General features: G+C 67.0%; 17 protein-coding genes. 10 read left to right on the forward strand and 7 right to left on the reverse strand.

The genetic code is table 11. From position 1 onward, the window contains the following. Positions 1 to 3 precede the first annotated feature (3 nt). The 7 genes from G3A50_RS19090 to G3A50_RS19120 all read left to right on the forward strand — a co-directional run bounded on the left by G3A50_RS19090 (position 4) and on the right by G3A50_RS19120 (position 7,457). A complete protein-coding gene (locus tag G3A50_RS19090) occupies positions 4 to 1,782 on the forward strand; it encodes a hydantoinase B/oxoprolinase family protein (RefSeq protein WP_163076717.1) in 1,779 nt (592 codons plus the stop codon). A 2-nt stretch (positions 1,783 to 1,784) separates the two neighbouring features. Beyond that, positions 1,785 to 3,038 (forward strand): M20/M25/M40 family metallo-hydrolase, encoded by a 1,254-nt coding sequence (locus G3A50_RS19095; protein WP_163076718.1) that lies wholly within the window; start codon positions 1,785 to 1,787, stop codon positions 3,036 to 3,038. After that, a complete protein-coding gene (locus G3A50_RS19100) occupies positions 3,035 to 3,757 on the forward strand; it encodes an SDR family NAD(P)-dependent oxidoreductase (protein ID WP_163076719.1) in 723 nt (240 codons plus the stop codon). Before G3A50_RS19095 ends, G3A50_RS19100 begins: the two co-directional genes overlap by 4 nt. 187 nt (positions 3,758 to 3,944) lie before the next feature. Further along, positions 3,945 to 5,744 carry a monovalent cation:proton antiporter-2 (CPA2) family protein gene (locus G3A50_RS19105; protein WP_163076720.1) on the forward strand — a complete coding sequence of 600 codons (1,800 nt, stop codon included), beginning with the start codon at positions 3,945 to 3,947 and terminating at the stop codon, positions 5,742 to 5,744. Continuing rightward, complete coding sequence (locus G3A50_RS19110) at positions 5,741 to 6,277, forward strand: DUF924 family protein (protein ID WP_246251890.1); 537 nt, start codon at positions 5,741 to 5,743, stop codon at positions 6,275 to 6,277. Before G3A50_RS19105 ends, G3A50_RS19110 begins: the two co-directional genes overlap by 4 nt. Before the next feature lie 108 nt (positions 6,278 to 6,385). Further along, complete coding sequence (locus G3A50_RS19115) at positions 6,386 to 6,985, forward strand: TetR/AcrR family transcriptional regulator (protein WP_163076721.1); 600 nt, start codon at positions 6,386 to 6,388, stop codon at positions 6,983 to 6,985. A 1-nt stretch (position 6,986) separates the two neighbouring features. Continuing rightward, complete coding sequence (locus tag G3A50_RS19120; RefSeq protein WP_163076722.1) at positions 6,987 to 7,457, forward strand: cupin domain-containing protein; 471 nt, start codon at positions 6,987 to 6,989, stop codon at positions 7,455 to 7,457. Between the two features lie 169 nt (positions 7,458 to 7,626). Here G3A50_RS19120 and G3A50_RS19125 read toward each other — a convergent pair whose 3' ends face one another. The 5 genes from G3A50_RS19125 to G3A50_RS19145 all read right to left on the reverse strand — a co-directional run bounded on the left by G3A50_RS19125 (position 7,627) and on the right by G3A50_RS19145 (position 11,519). Continuing rightward, on the reverse strand, positions 7,627 to 8,145 hold the full coding sequence (locus G3A50_RS19125; RefSeq protein WP_163076723.1) for a Dps family protein: 519 nt from the start codon (positions 8,143 to 8,145) through the stop codon (positions 7,627 to 7,629). A 184-nt stretch (positions 8,146 to 8,329) separates the two neighbouring features. Beyond that, positions 8,330 to 8,842 carry a hypothetical protein gene (locus tag G3A50_RS19130; RefSeq protein WP_163076724.1) on the reverse strand — a complete coding sequence of 171 codons (513 nt, stop codon included), beginning with the start codon at positions 8,840 to 8,842 and terminating at the stop codon, positions 8,330 to 8,332. Between the two features lie 76 nt (positions 8,843 to 8,918). Continuing rightward, positions 8,919 to 9,296: a response regulator transcription factor gene (locus G3A50_RS19135; protein WP_163077864.1), complete on the reverse strand. Its 378-nt coding sequence runs from the start codon at positions 9,294 to 9,296 to the stop codon at positions 8,919 to 8,921. Between the two features lie 121 nt (positions 9,297 to 9,417). Then, entirely contained in the window at positions 9,418 to 10,062 is a 645-nt protein-coding gene (locus G3A50_RS19140) for a response regulator transcription factor (RefSeq protein ID WP_163076725.1), read from the reverse strand. Further along, the gene (locus tag G3A50_RS19145; protein WP_246251893.1) at positions 10,059 to 11,519 is read right to left on the reverse strand and encodes a two-component system sensor histidine kinase NtrB; all 1,461 of its coding nucleotides are present in this window, start codon (positions 11,517 to 11,519) and stop codon (positions 10,059 to 10,061) included. The genes G3A50_RS19140 and G3A50_RS19145 overlap by 4 nt, the downstream gene beginning before the upstream one ends. A 281-nt stretch (positions 11,520 to 11,800) precedes the next feature. Here G3A50_RS19145 and G3A50_RS19150 point away from each other — a divergent pair, with 281 nt between their 5' ends. Further along, complete coding sequence (locus G3A50_RS19150; RefSeq protein WP_163076726.1) at positions 11,801 to 12,799, forward strand: helix-turn-helix domain-containing protein; 999 nt, start codon at positions 11,801 to 11,803, stop codon at positions 12,797 to 12,799. Between the two features lie 139 nt (positions 12,800 to 12,938). Further along, positions 12,939 to 13,796, forward strand: a complete 858-nt coding sequence (locus G3A50_RS19155; protein WP_163076727.1) for an alpha/beta fold hydrolase — start codon at positions 12,939 to 12,941, stop codon at positions 13,794 to 13,796. Between the two features lie 60 nt (positions 13,797 to 13,856). Here the strand turns inward: G3A50_RS19155 and putA are convergent, their stop codons facing one another. After that, positions 13,857 to 17,693 (reverse strand): trifunctional transcriptional regulator/proline dehydrogenase/L-glutamate gamma-semialdehyde dehydrogenase, encoded by a 3,837-nt coding sequence (putA, locus tag G3A50_RS19160; RefSeq protein ID WP_163076728.1) that lies wholly within the window; start codon positions 17,691 to 17,693, stop codon positions 13,857 to 13,859. Between the two features lie 192 nt (positions 17,694 to 17,885). Between putA and G3A50_RS19165 the strand changes: the two genes are divergently transcribed. After that, positions 17,886 to 18,914 carry an LLM class flavin-dependent oxidoreductase gene (locus G3A50_RS19165; protein ID WP_163076729.1) on the forward strand — a complete coding sequence of 343 codons (1,029 nt, stop codon included), beginning with the start codon at positions 17,886 to 17,888 and terminating at the stop codon, positions 18,912 to 18,914. A 28-nt stretch (positions 18,915 to 18,942) separates the two neighbouring features. On the opposite strand, the gene G3A50_RS19170 is transcribed toward G3A50_RS19165, so the two are convergent. Then, entirely contained in the window at positions 18,943 to 19,860 is a 918-nt protein-coding gene (locus tag G3A50_RS19170) for a DMT family transporter (protein WP_246251896.1), read from the reverse strand. Positions 19,861 to 19,925: the final 65 nt, after the last annotated feature.

The following is a 19,925-nucleotide window of genomic DNA, read 5'->3' on the forward strand; positions in this document are numbered from 1 at the left end:
CAGATGAACGTGCAGGCCCCGCCCTCGACCGCCCCGCTCGCCAGCGGCGTCAAGCTCGCCATCATGCAGAAGCGCTTCGACGGCGTGACGCGCAAGATGGCCAACACGCTGCTGCGCACCGCGCGCTCCGGCGTCATCAACACGGCGCGGGATTTCTCCTGCGCGCTGGTGACAGCCGATTGCGAGCTTCTCACCGCCGCCGACAGCTACCCGATCCATGTCATCGGCGGGGCCGACCTGATGGCGCGGGCGATGCTGGACATCCACCCCGACCTGAAGCGCGGCGACGCGTTCCTGCACAACTCGCCCTATCACGGCAACTCGCACGCCGCCGACCACACCATTCTCGTGCCGGTGTTCGACGACAATGACGTGCACCGCTTCACCGTGGTGTCCAAGGCGCATCAGGCGGACTGCGGCAACTCGTTGCCCACCACCTACATGGGCAATGCGCGCGACGTGTACGAGGAAGGCGCGCTGATCTTTCCGGCGGTGAAGGTGCAGTCCGACTACGTCGACAACCGCGACATCATCAACATGTGCATGATGCGCATTCGGGTGCCGGAGCAGTGGCGCGGCGACTATCTCGCCATGCTCGGCGCGGCGCGTATCGGCGAGCGCGAGATCATGCGCATGGGCCGGGAGCTGGGCTGGGAAGCGCTGAGCGACCACGCCACGCAGTGGTTCGACATGACCGAGCGGCGGATGGTGGAGATCATCTCGACCATCGCCTCCGGTTCGGCGCGGGGCACCTGCACCCACGACCCGCTTCCGGGCACACCCGCCGGCGGTATTCCCGCCAATGCCGATGTCACGGTGGATGCCGAGAACGGGCGTATCACGGTCGACCTCACCGACAATATCGATTGCCTGCCGGTGGGGGTGAATCTCAGCGAGGCGTGCGCGCGCACGGCGGCGCTGGTGGGGGTGCTGAACAGCCTTCCGCAGCCGGTGACGCCCAATGCGGGCAGCCTGCGCCGTATCGAGGTGCGGCTGCGCGAGAATTGCTGCGTGGGCATTCCCCGTCATCCGCATTCGACATCGGTCGCCACCACCAATCTGGGCGACCGGGTCTCCAACGCCGTGCAACTCGCCATGGCGGCGATCGACCCCAAGGTCGGCATGGCTGAAGGCGGCGCGGCGCTGCCACCGGCGGCGGGCGTGATCTCCGGCCATGATCCGCGCAACGGCCATGCCTTCGTCAACGAGGTGATCCTGGCGGCCGGCGGCGGACCGGGCACGCCGGTGGAAGATGGCTGGCTGTCGCTGTTCTGCATGGGCAATGCGGGCATGCCGTTCTACGACAGTGTCGAGATCGACGAGATGCTGCATCCGATGATGATCGAGACCCGCAAGATATTGACCGACAGCGAGGGCGCGGGCGCCCATCGCGGCGCGCCGGGCATCGTCACCGTGTTTCGGCCGATCGACTGCGACTTCGAACTCGGCTTCTGCTCCGACGGCACGGTGAACCCCTCGCTCGGCACGCAGGGCGGCGGCAATGCCCGGCCGGCGCGGCAGTATCTCGAATCCGACAGCGGCGAGATCACCGAGATGACCACCTCCGAGCATGTGCATGTGCGGGCGGACCAGCGCGTGGTGTCGATGACCAATGGCGGCGGCGGCCATGGCGACCCGGCCGTGCGCGATCCCCGGCGGGTGGCGCGCGATGTGGAAGAGGGCTGGGTCAGCCCTGAGCGCGCCCGCGCGGTCTACCGTGTGGCGCTGACGCCCGAGGGCGCGGTGGACGAGGCCGCGACCGCGGCTCTGAGGGTGGCGTAGCTATGGAGCGCGGGACGTTTCAGGACGCGCTGAATGAGGGCGCGGCGGGCGATGGCGACTGGCTGGTCGCGGCGACCCGGCGTCTGGTGGCCTGCCCGAGCGGCACGCCGCCCGGCGACACGCGCGCCATGGCGGATGAGATCGCGGCGCTGATCGCCGAGGTGCCGGGGATCGAGATCGAGCGCTATCCGGGCGCGGAACACGTGATGAACCTGGTGCTGCGCCTGAAGGGCGGCAGGCCGGGCCCCCGGCTGGTCTTCAACGGCCACATGGACACGTTTCCGCTCGGCAATCGGGCCGAATGGACCGCCGATCCGGCGGGCGAGGCGCGCGAGGGCAAGCTGTACGGGCTTGGCGTTTCCGACATGAAGGGCGGCCTCGCGGCCATTCTCTTCGCCCTGCGCTGTCTCGCGCCGATCCGTGAGCAACTTGCCGGGGAGGTCGTCGCGACCTTCGCCGGCGACGAGGAAACCATGGGTGTGCTGGGTTCCCGGCTGCTGCTGGACACCGTGCCTCATGCGCGCGGGGACGCGATGATCAGCGCCGACGCCGGCTCCCCGAGGGTGCTGCGCTTCGGCGAGAAGGGCATGATCTGGCTGAACCTTTCCGCCACCGGGCGCGCCGCCCATGCCGCCCATGTGCACAAGGGCGAAAGCGCGCTGGAGAAGCTGATCGACGCCATCGTGGCGCTGCGCGCGCTTCGAGAGCTGCCGGTCGCCGCGCCGCCCGAGGTGCTGGCCGCGATCGAGGCGGCGGGGCCGGTGTCGGAAGCGCTGTCGGGTGCGGGCGAGAGCGAGGTGCTGCGCAAGGTGACGATCACGTTCGGCACAATGAGGGGCGGGCGGCTGTCCAACCTGATCGCCGACCACGCCGAGGCCAGCGCCGATGTGCGCCTTCCTGTCGGCATCAGCGTGGCGCAGGTGGAGGCCGAGATCGTGCGCATCGCGGCCCTGCATGGGGTCGCGGTCGAGATTACCCGCCGCTACGAGCCGAGCTGGACCGATCCGGACCATCCGGTGATCCGCCTTCTGGCGCAGAACTGCCGCAAGGTTCTGGACATCGAACCGGTGGTGAACATGCGTGTCGGCGCCTCCGATGCGCGCCACTACCGCGCGGCGGGCGTGCCAACCGTGGTGTGTGGCCTGACGCCGGTGAACATGGGCGCCGCCGACGAGCACGTCGCCCTCGATGAGCTGATCGCGCTCGGGCGCATCTATGCGCTGACCGCCTTCGACTATCTGGTGGAGCGGGTATGACAAGCGATCTGGCGGGGAAGACGGTGCTGATCACGGGCGCGGGCTCGGGGATCGGGCAGGCGCATGCGGTGCATTTCGCGGGGCTCGGCTGCCGCGTCGTCGTGCATGACATCACACTCGCGGCGCTCGCGGCGACGCTGAAACGGGTGCCGCGGGCGCAGCCGCTGGCCTGCGACGTGATGGAGGCGAAGCGCTTCGAGGAAGCCGTGCACGCGCTGGACGCGGCGCAGGGGATCGACGTGCTGATCAACAATGTCGGCATTGCCGGCGATGGTGCCCTCGACTCGGTGTCGTACGGCTTCATCGAGGACGTGTTCCAGGTGAATGTCTGGGGCACTATCGCGGCCATGCGGGGCGTGATCGGCGGCATGAAGGCCCGGCGCGCGGGGCGGATCGTCAACACCTCGTCGAACTGGGGCGTGTTCGGCCACGCCAATTCATCGATCTACGCCGCGTCCAAGGCCGCGATCCTCGGTCTTACCAAGTCCTGGGCGCTGGAATTCGCGCCGTGGGGCATCACGGTCAACGCGATCGCGCCGGGCGGCATCGAGACCGCGCTGCTGGAGACCAGCCCCGAGCGGCTGGCCGGCATTCCGCTTGCCCGCCATGGGCGCACCGAGGAGGTGGCAGGGCTGGCCGCCTTTCTCGCGTCCGATGCCGCCGCCTACATGACCGGGACCGTGCTCCACCTCAATGGCGGCGAGAACCTGACCGGCTAGACCGCGCCGACCCGTCGGCTCCGGATCGGCGTTGCGAGTCCGCACGGCGGGGACTCACGCAACGGGGAGGGCGCTCAATCGGGTCTTGCCCTCAGGTGAGGGCTTTGGCTTAGTCCTGTGAGCGGCGGCAGGCTGCGGCCTCGGGCCGGCGTGCGGCCGGAGGTTCAGCACAGGATACAGACACGACATGGCCGTCGACGCCGCTCACGCCACGGAGGCCGTTTCCCACGGCTTCGATCTCGTGCCCATCGTGGTCATGCTTGGCGCCGCCGTGGCCGCGGTGCCGCTGTTCAAGCGGCTGGGGCTGGGCTCCGTGCTCGGCTACCTCGCCGCCGGGCTTGCCATCGGGCCGTTCGGGCTGGGGCTGTTCACCGATCCACAGGCGATCATCCATGTCGCCGAACTCGGCGTGGTGATGTTCCTGTTCGTGATCGGGCTGGAAATGCAGCCCTCGCGGCTGTGGTCGATGCGCGGGGAGATCTTCGGGCTGGGCCTCGCCCAGGTCGTCGCCTGCATCGGGCTGCTCACCTGCGTCGGCCTCGCGCTCGGCTATCCGACCGCGGAGAGTTTCGTCGCCGGCACCGGATTCGTGCTGACCTCGACCGCCATCGTGATGCAGATGCTGGAAGAGCGGCGGGCGATGACGCTGCCGAAGGGACGGCGCATCGTTGCCATCCTGCTGCTGGAAGACCTCGCGATCGTGCCGCTGCTGGCGCTCGTCGTCTTCCTGGCGCCGGGCGGGGAGGACGCCACGCTCGCCGACCGGCTGACCAGCATCGCCATCGGGCTGGCTTCGATCGCGGCGCTGGTGGTCGCTGGCCGCTATTTGCTTGATCCGATGTTCCGCATCCTCGGCAAGGCGCGTGCGCGCGAGGTGATGACGGCGGCGGCGCTGTTCGTCGTGCTCGGGGCGGCGCTGGCCATGCAGCTCGGCGGGCTGTCCATGGCGATGGGCGCGTTCCTGGCCGGCGTGCTGCTGTCGGAATCCTCGTTCCGGCACCAGCTGGAAGCGGATATCGAGCCGTTTCGCGGCATCCTGCTCGGGCTGTTCTTCCTCGGTGTCGGCATGGCGCTCGACCTTCACGTCATCGTCGCCAACTGGCACCTGATCGCGCTCGCCGTGGTGTCCTACATGGTGCTGAAAATGCTCGGCATCTATGCCATTGCCCGGTTGTTCCGGGTCAGCAACCGCGAGGGAATCGAGCGCGCGGTCCTGATGGCGCAGGGCGGGGAATTCGCCTTCGTGCTCTACGCGGCGGCAACGGTGGTCGGCATCATCGATGCCGAGGCCAATGCGATTCTCACCGCCACCATCATCGTCTCGATGGCTCTGACGCCGATCCTGATCATTCTCCACGACCGGCTGATGCCGAAGGCGCAGCCTTCGATGGACGGGATCGACGAGGTCGACAGCCTCTCCGCCAGCGTGCTGCTGGTCGGGTTTGGACGGTTCGGGCAGATCGTCAGCCAGCCATTGCTGGCCCATAGCTGCTCGATCTCGATCATCGAATCCGATCCCGACATGATCCGCGAGGCGCGCGACTTCGGCTTCAAGGTCTATTACGGCGACGGAACGCGGCTCGACATCCTCCACGCCGCCGGTGCGTCAGAGGCGCAGCTGATCGTGGTGGCGGCGAACGACCCCGAGTCGGTGGTGAAGACCGTCGAGCTGATCAAGGCCGAATTCCCGCTCGTGCCGGTGCTGGCGCGGGCCCGGGACCGCGAGCATGCGGTGGAACTCGTCCATGCCGGGGTCGACTGGCAGATCCGCGAGACCTTCGAATCCGCGCTGGCGCTGGGCGAGCAGGCGCTGAAACTCATGGATGTGGAGGATGAGGAGCGCGCGCGGGTGATCGAGGAGATCCGCCGTAACGACGGCGCGCGCTTCGCCGAGGAACTGACCGGCGGCATCTATGCCGGGCGCAACTTCATCCATGGCAATGCGCCTTACACCGGCAAGCCGATTCCGCCGAAGGGCGCATCGTGAAGCGCGTGCCCGAGGTCGTCACCTTCTGGCACGCCGCCGGGGAGGAGCGCTGGTTCGCAAAGGACGAGGCGTTCGACCGGGAGTGCGAGGAGCGGTTTCTCACGCTCCACATGGCAGCCGCGGCGCGCCGTCACGATGACTGGATGGCGACGGCGGAAGGGGCGCTGGCGCTGCTGATCCTGACCGACCAGCTCCCGCGCAATGTGTTTCGCGGCACCGGCCACATGTATGCGACCGACCCGCTGGCGCGGTTCTATGCACGCGCGGCGCTGGAGGCGGGGTTCATGGAGCATGTCGCGCCCGAGCTCAGGCTGTTCTTCAGCCTGCCATTCGCCCATTCCGAGGATCTGGCGGATCAGGAGATCTCGGTCGCGCTGTCCCGCCAGCTGGGCGGGGACGCGCTGGAGCACAGCCTGGGACACCGCGACATCATCGCCCGCTTCGGCCGCTTCCCCCATCGCAACCCGCTCCTGGGGCGCGAGACCACGGAAGAGGAAGCCGCCTTCCTCCGCGCCGGGGGATTTGCCGGCTAGAACCAAGGATCCGGCATCGGTGACCGGAAACCCGCCACGGCAGGAAGCGCGTGGCGATTGATACGTATCGGTGTTGATGTCATTAATAGTGACATGAATGCAGAGTCAGTGACAAAATATAACAGCCCGCTGCGGGCCGATCAGACGCTGGCCACGCGCGAGCGCATTCTGGCCAGCGTGCGCGTGATCTTCGAGCAGGACCCGGACAGCGCGCTCAGCTTTGATCGGCTGGCCGAGGTTTCCGGCGTGAACCGGCGGACGATCTTCCGGCACTTTCCGACCAAGGAAGACCTGCTCGACGCGTTCTGGAACAGCGCCAATGCCTCGCTGGGGGTCCGGTTCTGGCCGGAGAGCGAGGCCGATCTCGTCGATCTGCCGCCCCGGCTGTTCGCATCGCTCGACGGCATCGAAGGCGTGGTCCGCGCGTCCCACAGCAGCGCCGCGGGACGGGACATGCGGCTGCGGGCGAATGCTGAGCGACAGGCGGCGTTCAGAAAGAGCCTGTCCGCTCTTACCGCCGGGCTGCCGCCCGAACGGGCACGGCAGCTGGAGGCGAGCGTGCAGCTGCTGTTCAGCGCCACCGCCTGGCAGACGATGAAGGACTACTGGGGCCTTTCGGGCAAGGACGCCGGCGAGGCGGCTGCATGGGCGATCCGCGCCTTGCTCACCGCGGCCCGAGCGGAAACCGGGAACACAAGGGAACCATGAAATGAACGCCAACGCTTCCGCCACCGTCCATCCGGCGGCGGCCGCCAGCCGCTTCTGGGTGCTGGGCGATCAGCTCTCCATCCGCGGCAATCTGGAAGGCACGACGCTCAACGTCGTTGATGTCGTGGTGCCGCCGGGCGGTGGCACGCCGCCTCACAGCCACCCTTCGCCGGAAATCTTCCGCATCCTCGACGGCACGATCCGGATCTGGAGCGTGGTCGATGGCCGGCCGACGGAGATGGATGCCGGTGCCGGCGACGTCGTGACCATCGCCGCCCATGCTCCCCATGGCTATCGCAATGTCAGCGGCGCGCCGGTGTCGCTGATGGCGGTGGTCGATGAGCAGACGATGGGGTTCTTTCGCGCCGCCGCGACGGATGAGGCGCCCGAGGGACCGCCCACGGCGGATGTCATCGGCCAGATCATGAAGCTGAGCGCCGACCACGGCATCACCATCCTGACCGCCCCTTGAGCCCCCCTGCGGGGCCGGGAAAAACCGGGGCAGGGCAGGCCGAGCCTCGCGTGGCGGGTGCCCCCGCAAAAACAATGACCCGGCTCCAGCTGGCGAATGTGCATTCACCAGATGGGACCGGGCCAGAGGCTGGCTCAGGCGATGCCGGCCGCTCGAAGGAAGAGCCGCCTCACTGCGAGTCGCGGGTCATCTCATAGAGGAACCACGCCCGGCGTTCGGCTTCATCGATCCAGTTTTCGATCAGGCTGGCGCTGGCGACGTCCTCATACTCGTCGCAGACGCCGTGCGCCTCGCGCAGGAAGACGACCATGCGGCGATTGTCCTCGGCCAGCTCGGCGAGCATGTCCTTGGGGGTGACATAGTCGGCGTCGTTGTCGGCAAGGCGCTGGAGGCGGCTGATATGGCCGATCGAGCGCAGCGTCGTGCCGCCGATCTTGCGGGCGCGTTCGGCCAGCGCATCAGTGGTGGCGAAGATCTGGTCGCCATGTTCGTCCAGCAGCAGGTGATAGTCGCGGAAATGCGGGCCGGACATGTGCCAGTGGAAGTTCTTGGTCTTCAGGTAGAGGGCAAACATGTCGGCAAGCACGCCGGTCAACGCGGACGCCACGTCGCGCGTGGCATTCGAACCGAGATCGGTGGGGGTGGCGAGAGGAGCCTTCCGGCGGCTCTTTGCGGTTTCCGTATCCATGATCGAGCTCCATTGGCAGTCGAGTGAGATTGAGCCTTGCAGTTCGCCCGAACGCTACACCCGTGGACGGGCACGGGGCGAGGGGTCGAGCGATCACCTATTGATCTAAGACGGTGGTGGCGGTTTGAGAATTGACCGCAGGTGTACCGACCCCATACCTCCGTTTGCTTGCGCGACCCGACGTCTAGCGCAGCGACGCACGTAGCCGGCGCAACAGCCGCCGGGCCTCCTGTTTGAACTGGTCAAGCCGGAGCCAGGTGAGGAGGGAGCGCTGTACCGAAGTCACGGTCTCGATCATCCACGCCACCCAGCCAATGGTCATGAGCTTCAGGCGGCCGGCGGAATAGATGCGCTCGACGATGACGAAGCTCAGCAGATAAGCCACGATGAGCGTGATCGTTCCCGTACGGACCGCACCATTGGCGATCCAGATCAAGGCGATGAACTTGAAGGGTTCCACCAGCACATAGGGAATGGCGAGCAGCACCAGGATGGTGAAGGGCGAGCGCGCGCCGATCCAGCGCTCAAGAGCCTGCATCAGCTTCAGGGCGGCGATGCGGGCGACCAGAGGCCGGTAGAGCGGGCGAAACAACTCGTCGACGATGATGAAGACAGCGAGCACCAGCTGGAACAGGAAGCGCGCGGTCGCGCGCAGCGGTCCTCTCCGTCGTCGTTCGCCCGAGGCTGATTGTTTCATCTGGAAACTATGACCGATCCGCCGTCCGGTTTCACGGTTTCCCACGCGTCATGGGCGCCATGTCTCGGGCGTCCTGTCACGGGCCGGTCGGCGCCACGCCGCGCAGGGCCAGCGCCCGGTCGATGCACTCGATCATCGCCAGGCCGTCAAACGGTTTTGCCAGGAAGCCGATCGCCCCGCCGGCGTCCGCCTGGCGACGGACGCGCTCTTCAGGGAAGGCGGTGATGAAGATGAGGGGGGTATCGGCCCCCCGCGCGCGCAGCTCGCTCTGCAGCTCCACCCCGCTCATGCCGGGCATCTGCACATCGGTGATGACGCATGCGGTCTCGTCTATGAGTGCCGAATTCAGGAAATCCTCGGCGGACGCAAATGTGCGGGCGGTCAGCCCCAGCGAACGCACCAGACTTTCCGTCGCCTCGCGGACGGCTTGATCATCATCGATGATCGAAATCATCGGGAGGGAGGACACGGCGACATTCCTCGAAACTGAGGGTCCGGCGCGACGCTGCGCTGCCGGGTTGACCCAAACATAGGGGTTTAGTCTCGAATTTCTAATTATACGCAGGTTTGCCTGCCTATCTCTTGGCATCATGCAGGCCGAGTGTCTCGGCCATCCGCACCAGATCGGCCAGCGAGCGCGCGCCCATTTTCCGCATGACATGGCCGCGATGGATCTTCACCGTGATCTCGCTCAGCCCGACCTCGGCGGCGACCTGCTTGTTCATGAGGCCGGTGGTCACGAGTGTCATGATTTCCTTCTCGCGCGGGGTGAGGGTTTCGAACAGGGTGCGCACATCGGCCACGCTCTTGTCGGCCTCGCGCCGGTCGCGGTCCACCTGGAGCGCGGTCGCGACCGCATCGAGCATGTCCTGGTCGCGAAACGGCTTGGTCAGGAAGTCAATGGCGCCGGCCTTCATCGCCCGCACGGTCATGGGAATATCGCCGTGGCCGGTCATGAAGATGACCGGCATCTCGATGTTCGAGCGCGCCAGCTGGCCCTGGAAATCGAGCCCGCTCACGCCCGGCAGGCGGATGTCCAGCACCAGGCAGCGCGGCACATCCGGGAGTTTGGCCGCCAGCAGATCGTTCGCGGAGGCGAACAGTTCGACTTTGAGGCCTATGGAGCGGAAGAGGCTGGACAGGCTTTCGCGCAGATCGAGGTCATCGTCGACCACGATAACCACGGGATCCGTCGACGGAGAGGCGGGGCGGGCAATCACGGTTGGGTCTCCTCCGGCACGGGCAGCTTCACGCTGAATGTCATACCCCCGGTTTCGTTCAGCGCGGCGAGAATCCGTCCGCCATGGGCTTCGATGATCGAGCGCGAGATGGACAGGCCCATGCCCATGCCATCCGGCTTGGTGCTGTAGAACGGCTTGAACAGGAGGGGCAGCTTGTGCGCGTCAATGCCCGGCCCGCGATCCCGGATCTCGATCACCACCCAATGGCGGTCCTCTTCCTCCTGTTCGCGGGTGACGATGGAGAGCCGCCGTCCCTGGGGAGGCACGTCGTCCATGGCCTGCATGGCGTTGAGCGCGAGATTGATCGTCACCTGCTGGATCTGCACCCGGTCACCGGCGATGATCGGCAGTTTCCGGTCCAGCGACAGTTCCAGCGCCACGCGGTGATGGGCCAGTTCGCGTTCGAGGAGCAGCAGCATTTCCTCGATGGTTTCGTTGATCTCGACCGGCAATTGGCCGGGCTCGCCGCTACGTGCCAGCGTGCGCAGCCGCGCCACGACCTCGCTCGCGCGCCGGCCGTTGCTGATCATCCGCTCGACGCTGAGCTTCGCCTCGTCGATGTCAGGCGTCTCGCGGCCCAGCCAGCGCAGGCATGCGGCGCCGTTGGTGACCACCGCGGCGAGGGGCTGGTTGATTTCATGGGCGATGGAGGCGGTCAGCTCGCCGAGCGTGGCGACGCGGGTGACATGGGTCAGCTCGCTGCGGGCCTGATGGAGCGCGTCTTCCACGTCGCGCCGCTCCGTGATGTTGCTGTTGGTTTCCATCGTCACCGCGGGGCGGCCACGTTCGTCGCGCTGAAGCGACCAGCGGCTCATCACGACAACCCGGCGGCCATCCTTGCAGGTGTGCGAGAGCTCGCCCTCCCACCGTCCGGTGCGCAGCAATTCGCGGCGTATGGTGGCCATGGCGCAGGGAAAGCCCGTCATCAGGAGGTCTGCGGTGGTGCGGCCGACAGCTTCCCCGCGCGTCCAGCCATAAAGCTCCTCGGCGCCGTGATTCCAGTAGAGGATGGTGTCCTCCGTATCACGCACCAGGATCGCGTCACGCGTCAGGTCCAGCAGCGCCGCCTGCTCTTTCAGCGAATCGGTGGCGTCGTGGTTTCGCAATAACAGCAGCGTCGTCACCGCGATGGCGGCGATGCTGACGGCGCACCGGGCGGTCGAGCCCAGATCAAGGCTGTCGCTGTGGGTGATGTAGTAGCTGAGTAGCGTGAGAGCCGCGCATAGTCCCGCTATTCCCAAGAGGCTGCGTCGCCCCACATGGTCCGCCGCCATGAGGACGACGACGAGGTAGAGCACCGCGATCGCCATATCGACGGGCAAAAACGTATCGAGGGTGAAAATTCCACCGGCGAGGAGCGCCGCCATCGCCGCCATTTGCCAATTCTGCGTCGACTTGGTCTTCAGTTCGTCACGCCCGGAAGTGGCGCCCGCCATGCTCATTATCCCGCCCGTCCGTCGCCAGAAGCATCCCATACCCGCGCGCCATGCCGCACGGTGACCCTGCCACAATCAAGGGTCGCGTGCCCATGCCAGTCTATCGCAATCGCACGGACCAGCCGAAACGCACCGATCTGCCCAATGGCACGGGCGGGGCGGCGGCGTTCGGGGCCGCGCAGGCCCAATCTGCTGCCGCCATACGAAGGTATGGGTCCGTCACACTCATCATATAACCGACCAAACCCAGGTAGAATGGAGAGGCGGACAGGCGTCGATCATTGTCGGGACATCGCCAGAAACGAGCGGAACGCTTCGTCTGGAGACGAGATCAAGCAGCTGTCCCCCGCGGGCCGGTTTCGGCACTGCACGGCGGCGATGATCGGATCCAGGCGGCATTCAGCGGGTTCTGCAGCTTCGAGGATTTAGAGGATCAGGCCATGTCAATTCATGTCACGCCGTCTTTCGAAGGTCTCGCCATCACCCCCCGCATCGTCGATCGCGCGCCGGCCGTGCGTCGTGCCGCTGCAGCCGGCGAACGGCCGATTTACTCCGACGCCGCCACCAGCGATCGCCTGTCGGTCCAGCTCGACCATGTCGGCATGTCGGTCGCCGTGTCTGCGCTGCCGGCAGGTCAGGGCGCGGGTACGCATGTGGTTCGCCCGGGTATGCCGCAGGCGGAGTTCGATCGCCTCCTGGAGAAGCTCTCGGCAGAAGCCGGGCTTGGGGCGGGGAATATTGATCCGGTGCTCGACAGGTTGACCCTCGCGCTGGAAGCGACGCGGACCAACGGCAGTGAATATGCCGGGCTCTACGCCGATGCGCTGCGTCTCGCGATCCTCACCCGCCGTCTCGCCATGCCGGCAGGTGCAACTACTCATCGGGAGATCCTGGAGCCCGAGGCTCGGGCAGTAGAACCCGTCGAAGCGCGCCGGCCGAAATCCGGTCTTCCGAAATGGCGCCTCAAGCGGGTGACCGCCTATGTCGAGGAGAACCTCGCGGAGAGCATCACCCTCGCCGACATGGCGTGTGCGGCGGGGCTGAGCCGGATGCACTTCGCCGCGCAGTTCCGCGTCGCAACCGGCATGCGTCCGCATGATTACCTGCTTCGCCGCCGGATCGAAACCGCGCAGCAGATGATGGTGGAGAGCAGCGACACGCTGATCCAGATCGCCCTCAGCGTCGGTTTCCAGACTCAGGCGCACTTCACCACCGTGTTTCGCAAGATTGTCGGTGAGACACCCTTTCAATGGCGCAGCGTGAACAAGGCGCGCCACTGAGCCGGTATCTTCGCCATCGAGCGCGCCTGGTCCGCTCGAAGGTAATCCCTGCCATTTCCACCCCCGTTTCCACCTCGTTGGCATCGCCAGCGAGACCTCCCGATAGACCTTATCGACCTGCAGAAAAAGGAACTGCGTTATGGGCTATGTCACCACGAAGGACGGCGTTGAGATTTTCTTCAAGGATTGGGGTCCCAAGGACGCCCAGCCGATCGTCTTCCATCACGGCTGGCCGCTGTCGTCCGATGATTGGGACGCGCAGATGATGTTCTTCCTGTCCAAGGGATATCGCGTTGTCGCCCATGACCGTCGTGGCCATGGCCGTTCGGCCCAGGTGAGCGATGGTCACGACATGGACCACTACGCCGCCGACGCCTCGGCGGTGGCCGAGCATCTCGACCTGAAGAATGCCGTGCATATCGGCCACTCCACCGGCGGCGGCGAGGTCGCCCGCTATGTCGCCCAGTACGGCCAGCCGCAGGGCCGGGTCGCCAAGGCGGTGTTGGTCTCCGCGGTGCCGCCGCTGATGTTGAAGACCGACGCCAACCCCGGTGGCACACCGATCACGGTGTTCGACGGGTTCCGCTCCGCGCTTGCGGCCAACCGCGCGCAGTTCTTCCTCGATGTCGCCGCGGGCCCGTTCTACGGCTTCAACCGCGATGGCGCAAAGGTTTCCGAGGGCGTGATCCGCAACTGGTGGCGGCAGGGCATGATGGGCAGCGCCAAGGCCCACTATGACGGCATCAAGGCGTTCTCCGAGACCGACCAGACCGAGGACCTCAAGGCGATCACCGTGCCGACCTTGGTGCTGCAGGGCAATGACGACCAGGTGGTTCCCTACACCGACGCCAGCCTGCTTCAAGCCAAGCTGCTCAAGGACGCCACGCTCAAGGTCTATGACGGTTACCCTCACGGCATGCTGACCACTCATGCCGACGTCATCAATCTCGACCTGCTCGCCTTCGTCGAGGGCAAGGCGCTGGCCAAGGCCGCGTGAGCGGTCGATCCTGCTTGAGGAAAAGGGTGGCGAGCAATCGCCACCCTTTTTCGCTGGGCCTCAGCCGATGCTCATAAGGCTGGCATTGCCGCCGGCCGCCGCCGTGTTGGTGCTGGTGGAGCGCTCCAGCATCAGCATGTCGAGCGGATAGAGCGAGCCGGCTTCCAGTGCTTCCGGCGTCAGGCCGTGCACCATAATGATGGCCCCCTCACGGGCGGCGATGTTCTGGTTGAGACGGCGCAGCGCATCGCCATCGCCCTCGAACAGCACGGCGTCGAAATGCGCCTCTTCCAGGCTCTCGACCATGGAGACGAGTGCCTCCATGCCGGCCGGCAACGGCGGGCGTGTCGAGCCTTCCAGCAGCACCTGGTTGCCGGTGGCCAGCACGGACGCGATCTGCACCGCGAGGCCGCTCTCGCTGGCGGCCAGGCACAGCACCGTGCCGCGGGGGCTCAGCGCATAGACGTTCCGCTCGCCGACCGGGCCGGCGAGTTCAGCCTGATAGGCGAGTGGCGCGAGGCCGACCGCGCGTCCGCACAGGTCCCTTGTCAGCGGATCGGACTGGAAGTCGACCCAAAGCCGCGCCGCGTCGGAGGCGGAGGCCGCGGGCAGGCTGCCTGCCGGGCGCTGGGCGAGCAGGCGCAGCAGGTAGAGCGGTCCGCCCGCCTTCGGGCCTGTGCCTGAAAGGCCATGGCCGCCAAAGGGTTGCACCCCGACCACGGCGCCGATGATGTTGCGGTTCACATAGACATTGCCGACCTCGATCCGGGCCGTGACCTGCGCGATCGTCTCATCGATACGGGTGTGCAGGCCGAAGGTGAGGCCGTAGCCGGTGGCGTTGATCGCCTCGACCAGCGCGCCCAGCGCCTCGCGCTTGTAGCGCACCACGTGCAGCACGGGGCCGAACACTTCGCGCTTCAGTTCGCCGATATCGTCGATCTCGATCAGCGTTGGCGGCACGAAGGTGCCGTGGCGACACTCCTCATCGAGAGCAACCTGCTCCACCCGTCGCCCGGCCTCGCGCAGCCGGGAGATGTGAGCCTCGATACCGGCCTTGGCCTCGGCGCTGATGACGGGGCCAATATCGGTGGACAGGTGAACCGGATTGCCGACCGCCAGTTCGTTCAGCGCGCCGCGCAGCATTTCCAGCGTGCGGTCGGCCACATCCTCCTGAAGGCAGAGAATGCGCAGCGCCGAACAGCGCTGGCCGGCGGAATCGAAGGCGGAGGCGAGCACGTCCGCCACCACCTGCTCGGCCAGCGCCGAGGAGTCCACGATCATCGCGTTCTGCCCGCCGGTCTCGGCGATGAGCGGGATGACGTCACCATCGGGGCTCAGCCTTTCCGCCAGCTGACGCTGGATGAGGCGGGCGACCTCGGTCGAGCCGGTGAACATGACTCCGCGCGTATGGCGATGGGCGACCAGCGCAGCACCGACATCGCCCGCGCCCGGCACGAACTGAACGGCGCCCGGCGGGACGCCGGCCTCATGCAGAATGCCGATGGCGGCGAAGGCGATGAGCGGGGTCTCCTCCGCCGGCTTGGCCAGCACGGCATTGCCGGCCGCCAGCGCCGCCGCGACCTGGCCGGTGAAAATGGCGAGCGGGAAATTCCACGGGCTGATGCACACCACGGCCCCCAGCGGGCGGTGGGTGTCGAGGGAAAACCCGTCGCGCACCTGCGCGGCGTAATAGCGAAGAAAATCAACCGCTTCGCGCACTTCGCCGATGGCGTTGGGATAGGACTTGCCGGCCTCGCGAATGATCACGCCGATCAGCGCGGGCATGCGCGCTTCCATGATCTCGGCGGCACGCAGCAGACAGGCGGCGCGCTCGTTCGGCGGGGTGGACTGCCAGATGGGGGCGCTGGCATGGGCGAGGTCCATCGCGCGGGCGACCGTCTCGGGCGTTGCCTCCTCGACCGTGCCCACCTCATCGCGATGGTCGGCCGGGTTCAGCACCGGGCGCGCGGTACCGGGCGCCGGCCCGTCGCCGAGCAGCGGCGTGGCCTTTAGCGGCGCGGCGCTGCCGGCAAGAAGGGCGGCGGCGAGCGAGGCGAGGCGCTGCTCGTTGGACAGATCGAGGCCCGCGGAATTGCGCCGGGTCTCGCCGAACAGTTCGTCGGGGGCCGCAATGCGCGGATGCGGCGCCCCCAGCGGCTCCACGCGCCCGGCGGCGTCCACCGGGCTCTCGATCAGCTCCTCGACCGGCACGGCGGGATCGGCGATGCGGTTGACGAAGGAGGAGTTGGCGCCGTTCTCCAGAAGCCGGCGCACCAGATAGGCGAGCAGGGTCTCATGGGTGCCGACGGGGGCGTAGATGCGGCAGGGCCGGCCCAGCTTCTCGCGGCCGACAACCTCCTCGTAAAGGGGCTCGCCCATGCCATGTAGGCACTGAAATTCGTATTGTCCTGCATAGTAGTTAGCGCCAGCCATTTCCATGACGGTTGAAAGCGTCTGGGCGTTGTGGGTGGCGAATTGCGGGAACACCGCATCCGGCGCGGCAAGCAGCTTCCGGGCACAGGCCAGGTAGGCGACGTCGGTGTGGATCTTGCGCGTATAGACCGGGAAGCCCTCCAGCCCATCGGCCTGGGCGCGCTTGATCTCGCTGTCCCAATAGGCGCCCTTCACCAGCCGGATCATCAGGCGGTGGTTCGAGCGGCGCGCGAGATCGATCAGGTAGTCGATCACATAGGGGCAACGCTTCTGGTAGGCCTGAATGACAAAACCGATGCCATTCCAGCCGCTTAGGGACTCTTCGAAACAAAGAGATTCCAGAAGGTCGAGCGACAGTTCAAGCCGGTCGGCCTCTTCCGCGTCGATGTTGATGCCGATGTCGTAGTGTCGGGCGAGCTTCGAAAGCGCCACAATACGCGGAAGCAACTCATTGATAACGCGATCATATTGCGCGCGGGCGTAGCGCGGATGGAGCGCCGACAGCTTGATCGAGATGCCGGGTCCTTCATAGATTCCGCGCCCGGCCGACGCCTTGCCGATGGCGTGGATGGCCTGTTCGTAATCGGCGAAATAACGCTCGGCGTCGGCGGCGGTGGTGGCGGCTTCGCCCAGCATGTCGAAGGAATAGCGGAAACCCTTCGCCTCCATCCGCCGCGAATTGGCGAGGGCCTCGGAGATGGTCTGGCCGGTGACGAACTGCTCGCCCATCATCCGCATGGCGACGTCGACTCCCTTGCGGATGAGTGGCTCGCCGCCGCGACCGATGAGTTTCGTGAGAGCGCCAGTGAGGCCGGTCTCGCTCGATGTGGTGGTCAACCGGCCGGTGAGGACGAGGCCCCATGTCGCCGCGTTCACGAACATCGAGGGACTGTGTCCCAGATGGGCCTGCCAGTCGCCATGCCCGATCTTGTCGCGGATCAGCGCGTCGCGGGTGGCGCGATCGGGAATGCGCAGCAGCGCCTCGGCGAGGCACATCAGCGCCACGCCTTCCTGGCTGGAAAGCGAGTACTCGTGGATGAGACCTTCCACCGGTCCCTTCTGACCCTTCTCGCGCAGGGCTTCGACCAGCCCGCGGGCGCGGGCCTTGGCGGCGTCGGCGCGCGGGGTGGGCAGGGTGGCGGTGCCGACCAGCAGCGGCAGGCATTCGGTCTCGGGCATGCGGTAGGCGCCGGTGACGCGCGCGCGCAGCACGGTCTGGGGGCGGATGCCGCGGGCGAAGGGAAGGAACGGGCTCTCGCCGGTGCCGGCCATGCCGTCCAGCATGGCGGCACTGGTTGCACTTTCGCTGCTGGCAGGGGGCAGGCCAAGCTCGGTGCGCTCGATGGCGGTGATCAGCGCCTGCTTGACGAGGGCGTGCGGGGAGCGACCCTCGCGCTCGGCCGCGGCCTTCAGGCGGCCGCGGATCTCGTCGTCGATCTTCACGCCGATGGTGGTCGCGGCCATGCTGTCTTCTCCCTGAAGGTGCTACCTCATGCAGCAGGAATTCCATATCGGTGAAACCCGAGATCGGCAAGGTGCAACCATTCAGGTTCCGTCATCGTTTTCATCGGTGTGCCCCGTGTGCCGCACGCCGTCCGCCTCCGTCTTTCGGATCTCTGGCTTGCGGGCCGCCGGTGGGCTGCCCATCTCAGGCCAATGACCCGTCTCTCCGCAACTCCGCTCTCCGTGCTCGATCTTTCCTTCGTGACCTCCGGCGGCACCGGGCCGCAGGCGTTGCGCGGGACGGTCGAGCTGGCCCGCCATGTCGATGCGCTCGGCTTCGCCCGCTTCTGGGTCGCCGAGCATCATAACCTGCCTTCGGTCGCCTCGGGCGCCCCCGACATCATGTCGGGCCAGATCCTGGCGGCGACGGAACGCATACGCGTCGGCTCGGGCGGGGTGATGCTGCCCAACCATGCGCCGCTGATGGTGGCGGAGCGCTTCAAGGTGCTGGAGGGGCTCTATCCGGGCCGGGTCGATCTCGGCCTCGGGCGCGCACCGGGTACCGACCAGCTTACCGCGCTGGCGCTGCGACGCCGGCAGGACGTGGATCCGGGCGACGATTTTCTTGACCGGCTGAAGGAGCTGATGGCCTGGGACACCGGCCGCTGGCCGGCCGACCATCCGTTCCGCAACATTCAGGTGATGCCGGTGGATGTGCGGCTGCCGCCGATGTGGCTGCTGGGCTCTTCGGGCTACAGCGCGCGGCTGTCGGCGCAATTGGGCATGGGCTTCGCCTTCGCCCACCATTTCGCCCAGCACGACGTGCTCGACGCCATGCTGAGCTACCGCGACGGCTTCCAGCCTTCCGAGCAGATGGACCGGCCGCACGCGATCCTGGCGCTCTCGGTGGTGTGCGCGCCGACCGACGAGGAAGCCGAGTGGCTGGCCGGGAGCGTGGACCTGTCGCATCTCAGGCGCATGCGCGGCGATTACGGGCCGATCCCGAGCCCGGAGGAGGCGGCGGCCTATCCCTATACGGACGCCGACCGCGCCTTCATCCGCCGCAACCGGTCACGCGTGCTGGTCGGAAGCCCGCAGGTGGTCGCGCAGGGGCTTGAGCGTTTCCTCGACACCACGCTGGCGGACGAGCTGATGATCACCACCCCGGTGCATGATCTCGGTGCCAAGCTGCGCTCCTACACGCTGGTGAAGGCGCTGCAGGCCACGCACGAGCTGGCGTGAGGGCGCGGGACCGGGAGGCGGCGGGCGCTTATGCCCGCGCCGGCCGCGTCACCAGCCAGATTCCGAAGGCGATGGGCACGACGCCCAGAATGTCCAGCGGCGGCACCGCCTCGCCGAGCAGCAGCCAGCCGAAGAACAGACCGAGCGGCGGCATGAGAAAGTGCAGGCTGGACGCCGCCGTCGCGCTGGAGCGGCTCAGCAGATAGAACCACAGCCCGAAGCCGCCGATCGACACCGCGATCACCAGATAGGCCAGGCCCGCGAACAGGCTGGTCGTGTAGTGGATGTCAGCGGTGCTTTCGCTCGCAAGCGCGATCGGCACCAGTGTCAGCCCGCCGGCCAGGCACTGGATGGCGTTGCCGGTCCACACGCCGCCGCGCGGGCGCAGATATTTGAACGCGAGGGTGCCCGCCGACAGCGCCATCACCCCGCCGCCGACCAGCAGCGTCCCGGCCACGCTTTCATGCGCGCCGGCAAGGCGCGAGCGCAGCACGATGACGACGCCGACAAGGCCGAGGCCGATTCCCGCCCATTTCATTACCGTCATCCGCTCACCCAGCAGCGGCCCCGCGGCCAGGGCGACGATGAGCGGCAGGCAGCTGGTAAGCACGGCCGTATAGGCCGAGGAGGTGAAGGTGAGCGCTGTCCAGTTGAGCCCGAGATAGACCGAATTGTTGAGGATGCCGATGAACACCAGGGCGAGCACGTCGCGCCGCTTCAGGTTCGGCCGCCCGTCCACACTCCACGCCAGCGCGATCATGATGGCGCCGGCGATGAGCAGCCGCGCCGAGAGCAGGATCAGCGGCGGGCAATCGGCCAGCGCCATCTTCGCGCCCGCAAACGCCGACGACCACAGCACGCAGAACAGCGCGATGAGCAGGGGCAGCGGCAGGAAGCCGCGTGGTTCCGCGCGCGCGGACGCTGCGAGGGAGACGGGGGACGGCATGGGTTCTCTCCGGCACCGCTCCGGCGGAGGTGAGTCAGCGGCGGCCGGACGCTAGCGCGGTGCGC

Origin of the sequence: Ancylobacter pratisalsi, from assembly GCF_010669125.1 — a bacterium.
GTDB classification, from domain to species: Bacteria; Pseudomonadota; Alphaproteobacteria; order Rhizobiales; family Xanthobacteraceae; genus Ancylobacter; species Ancylobacter pratisalsi.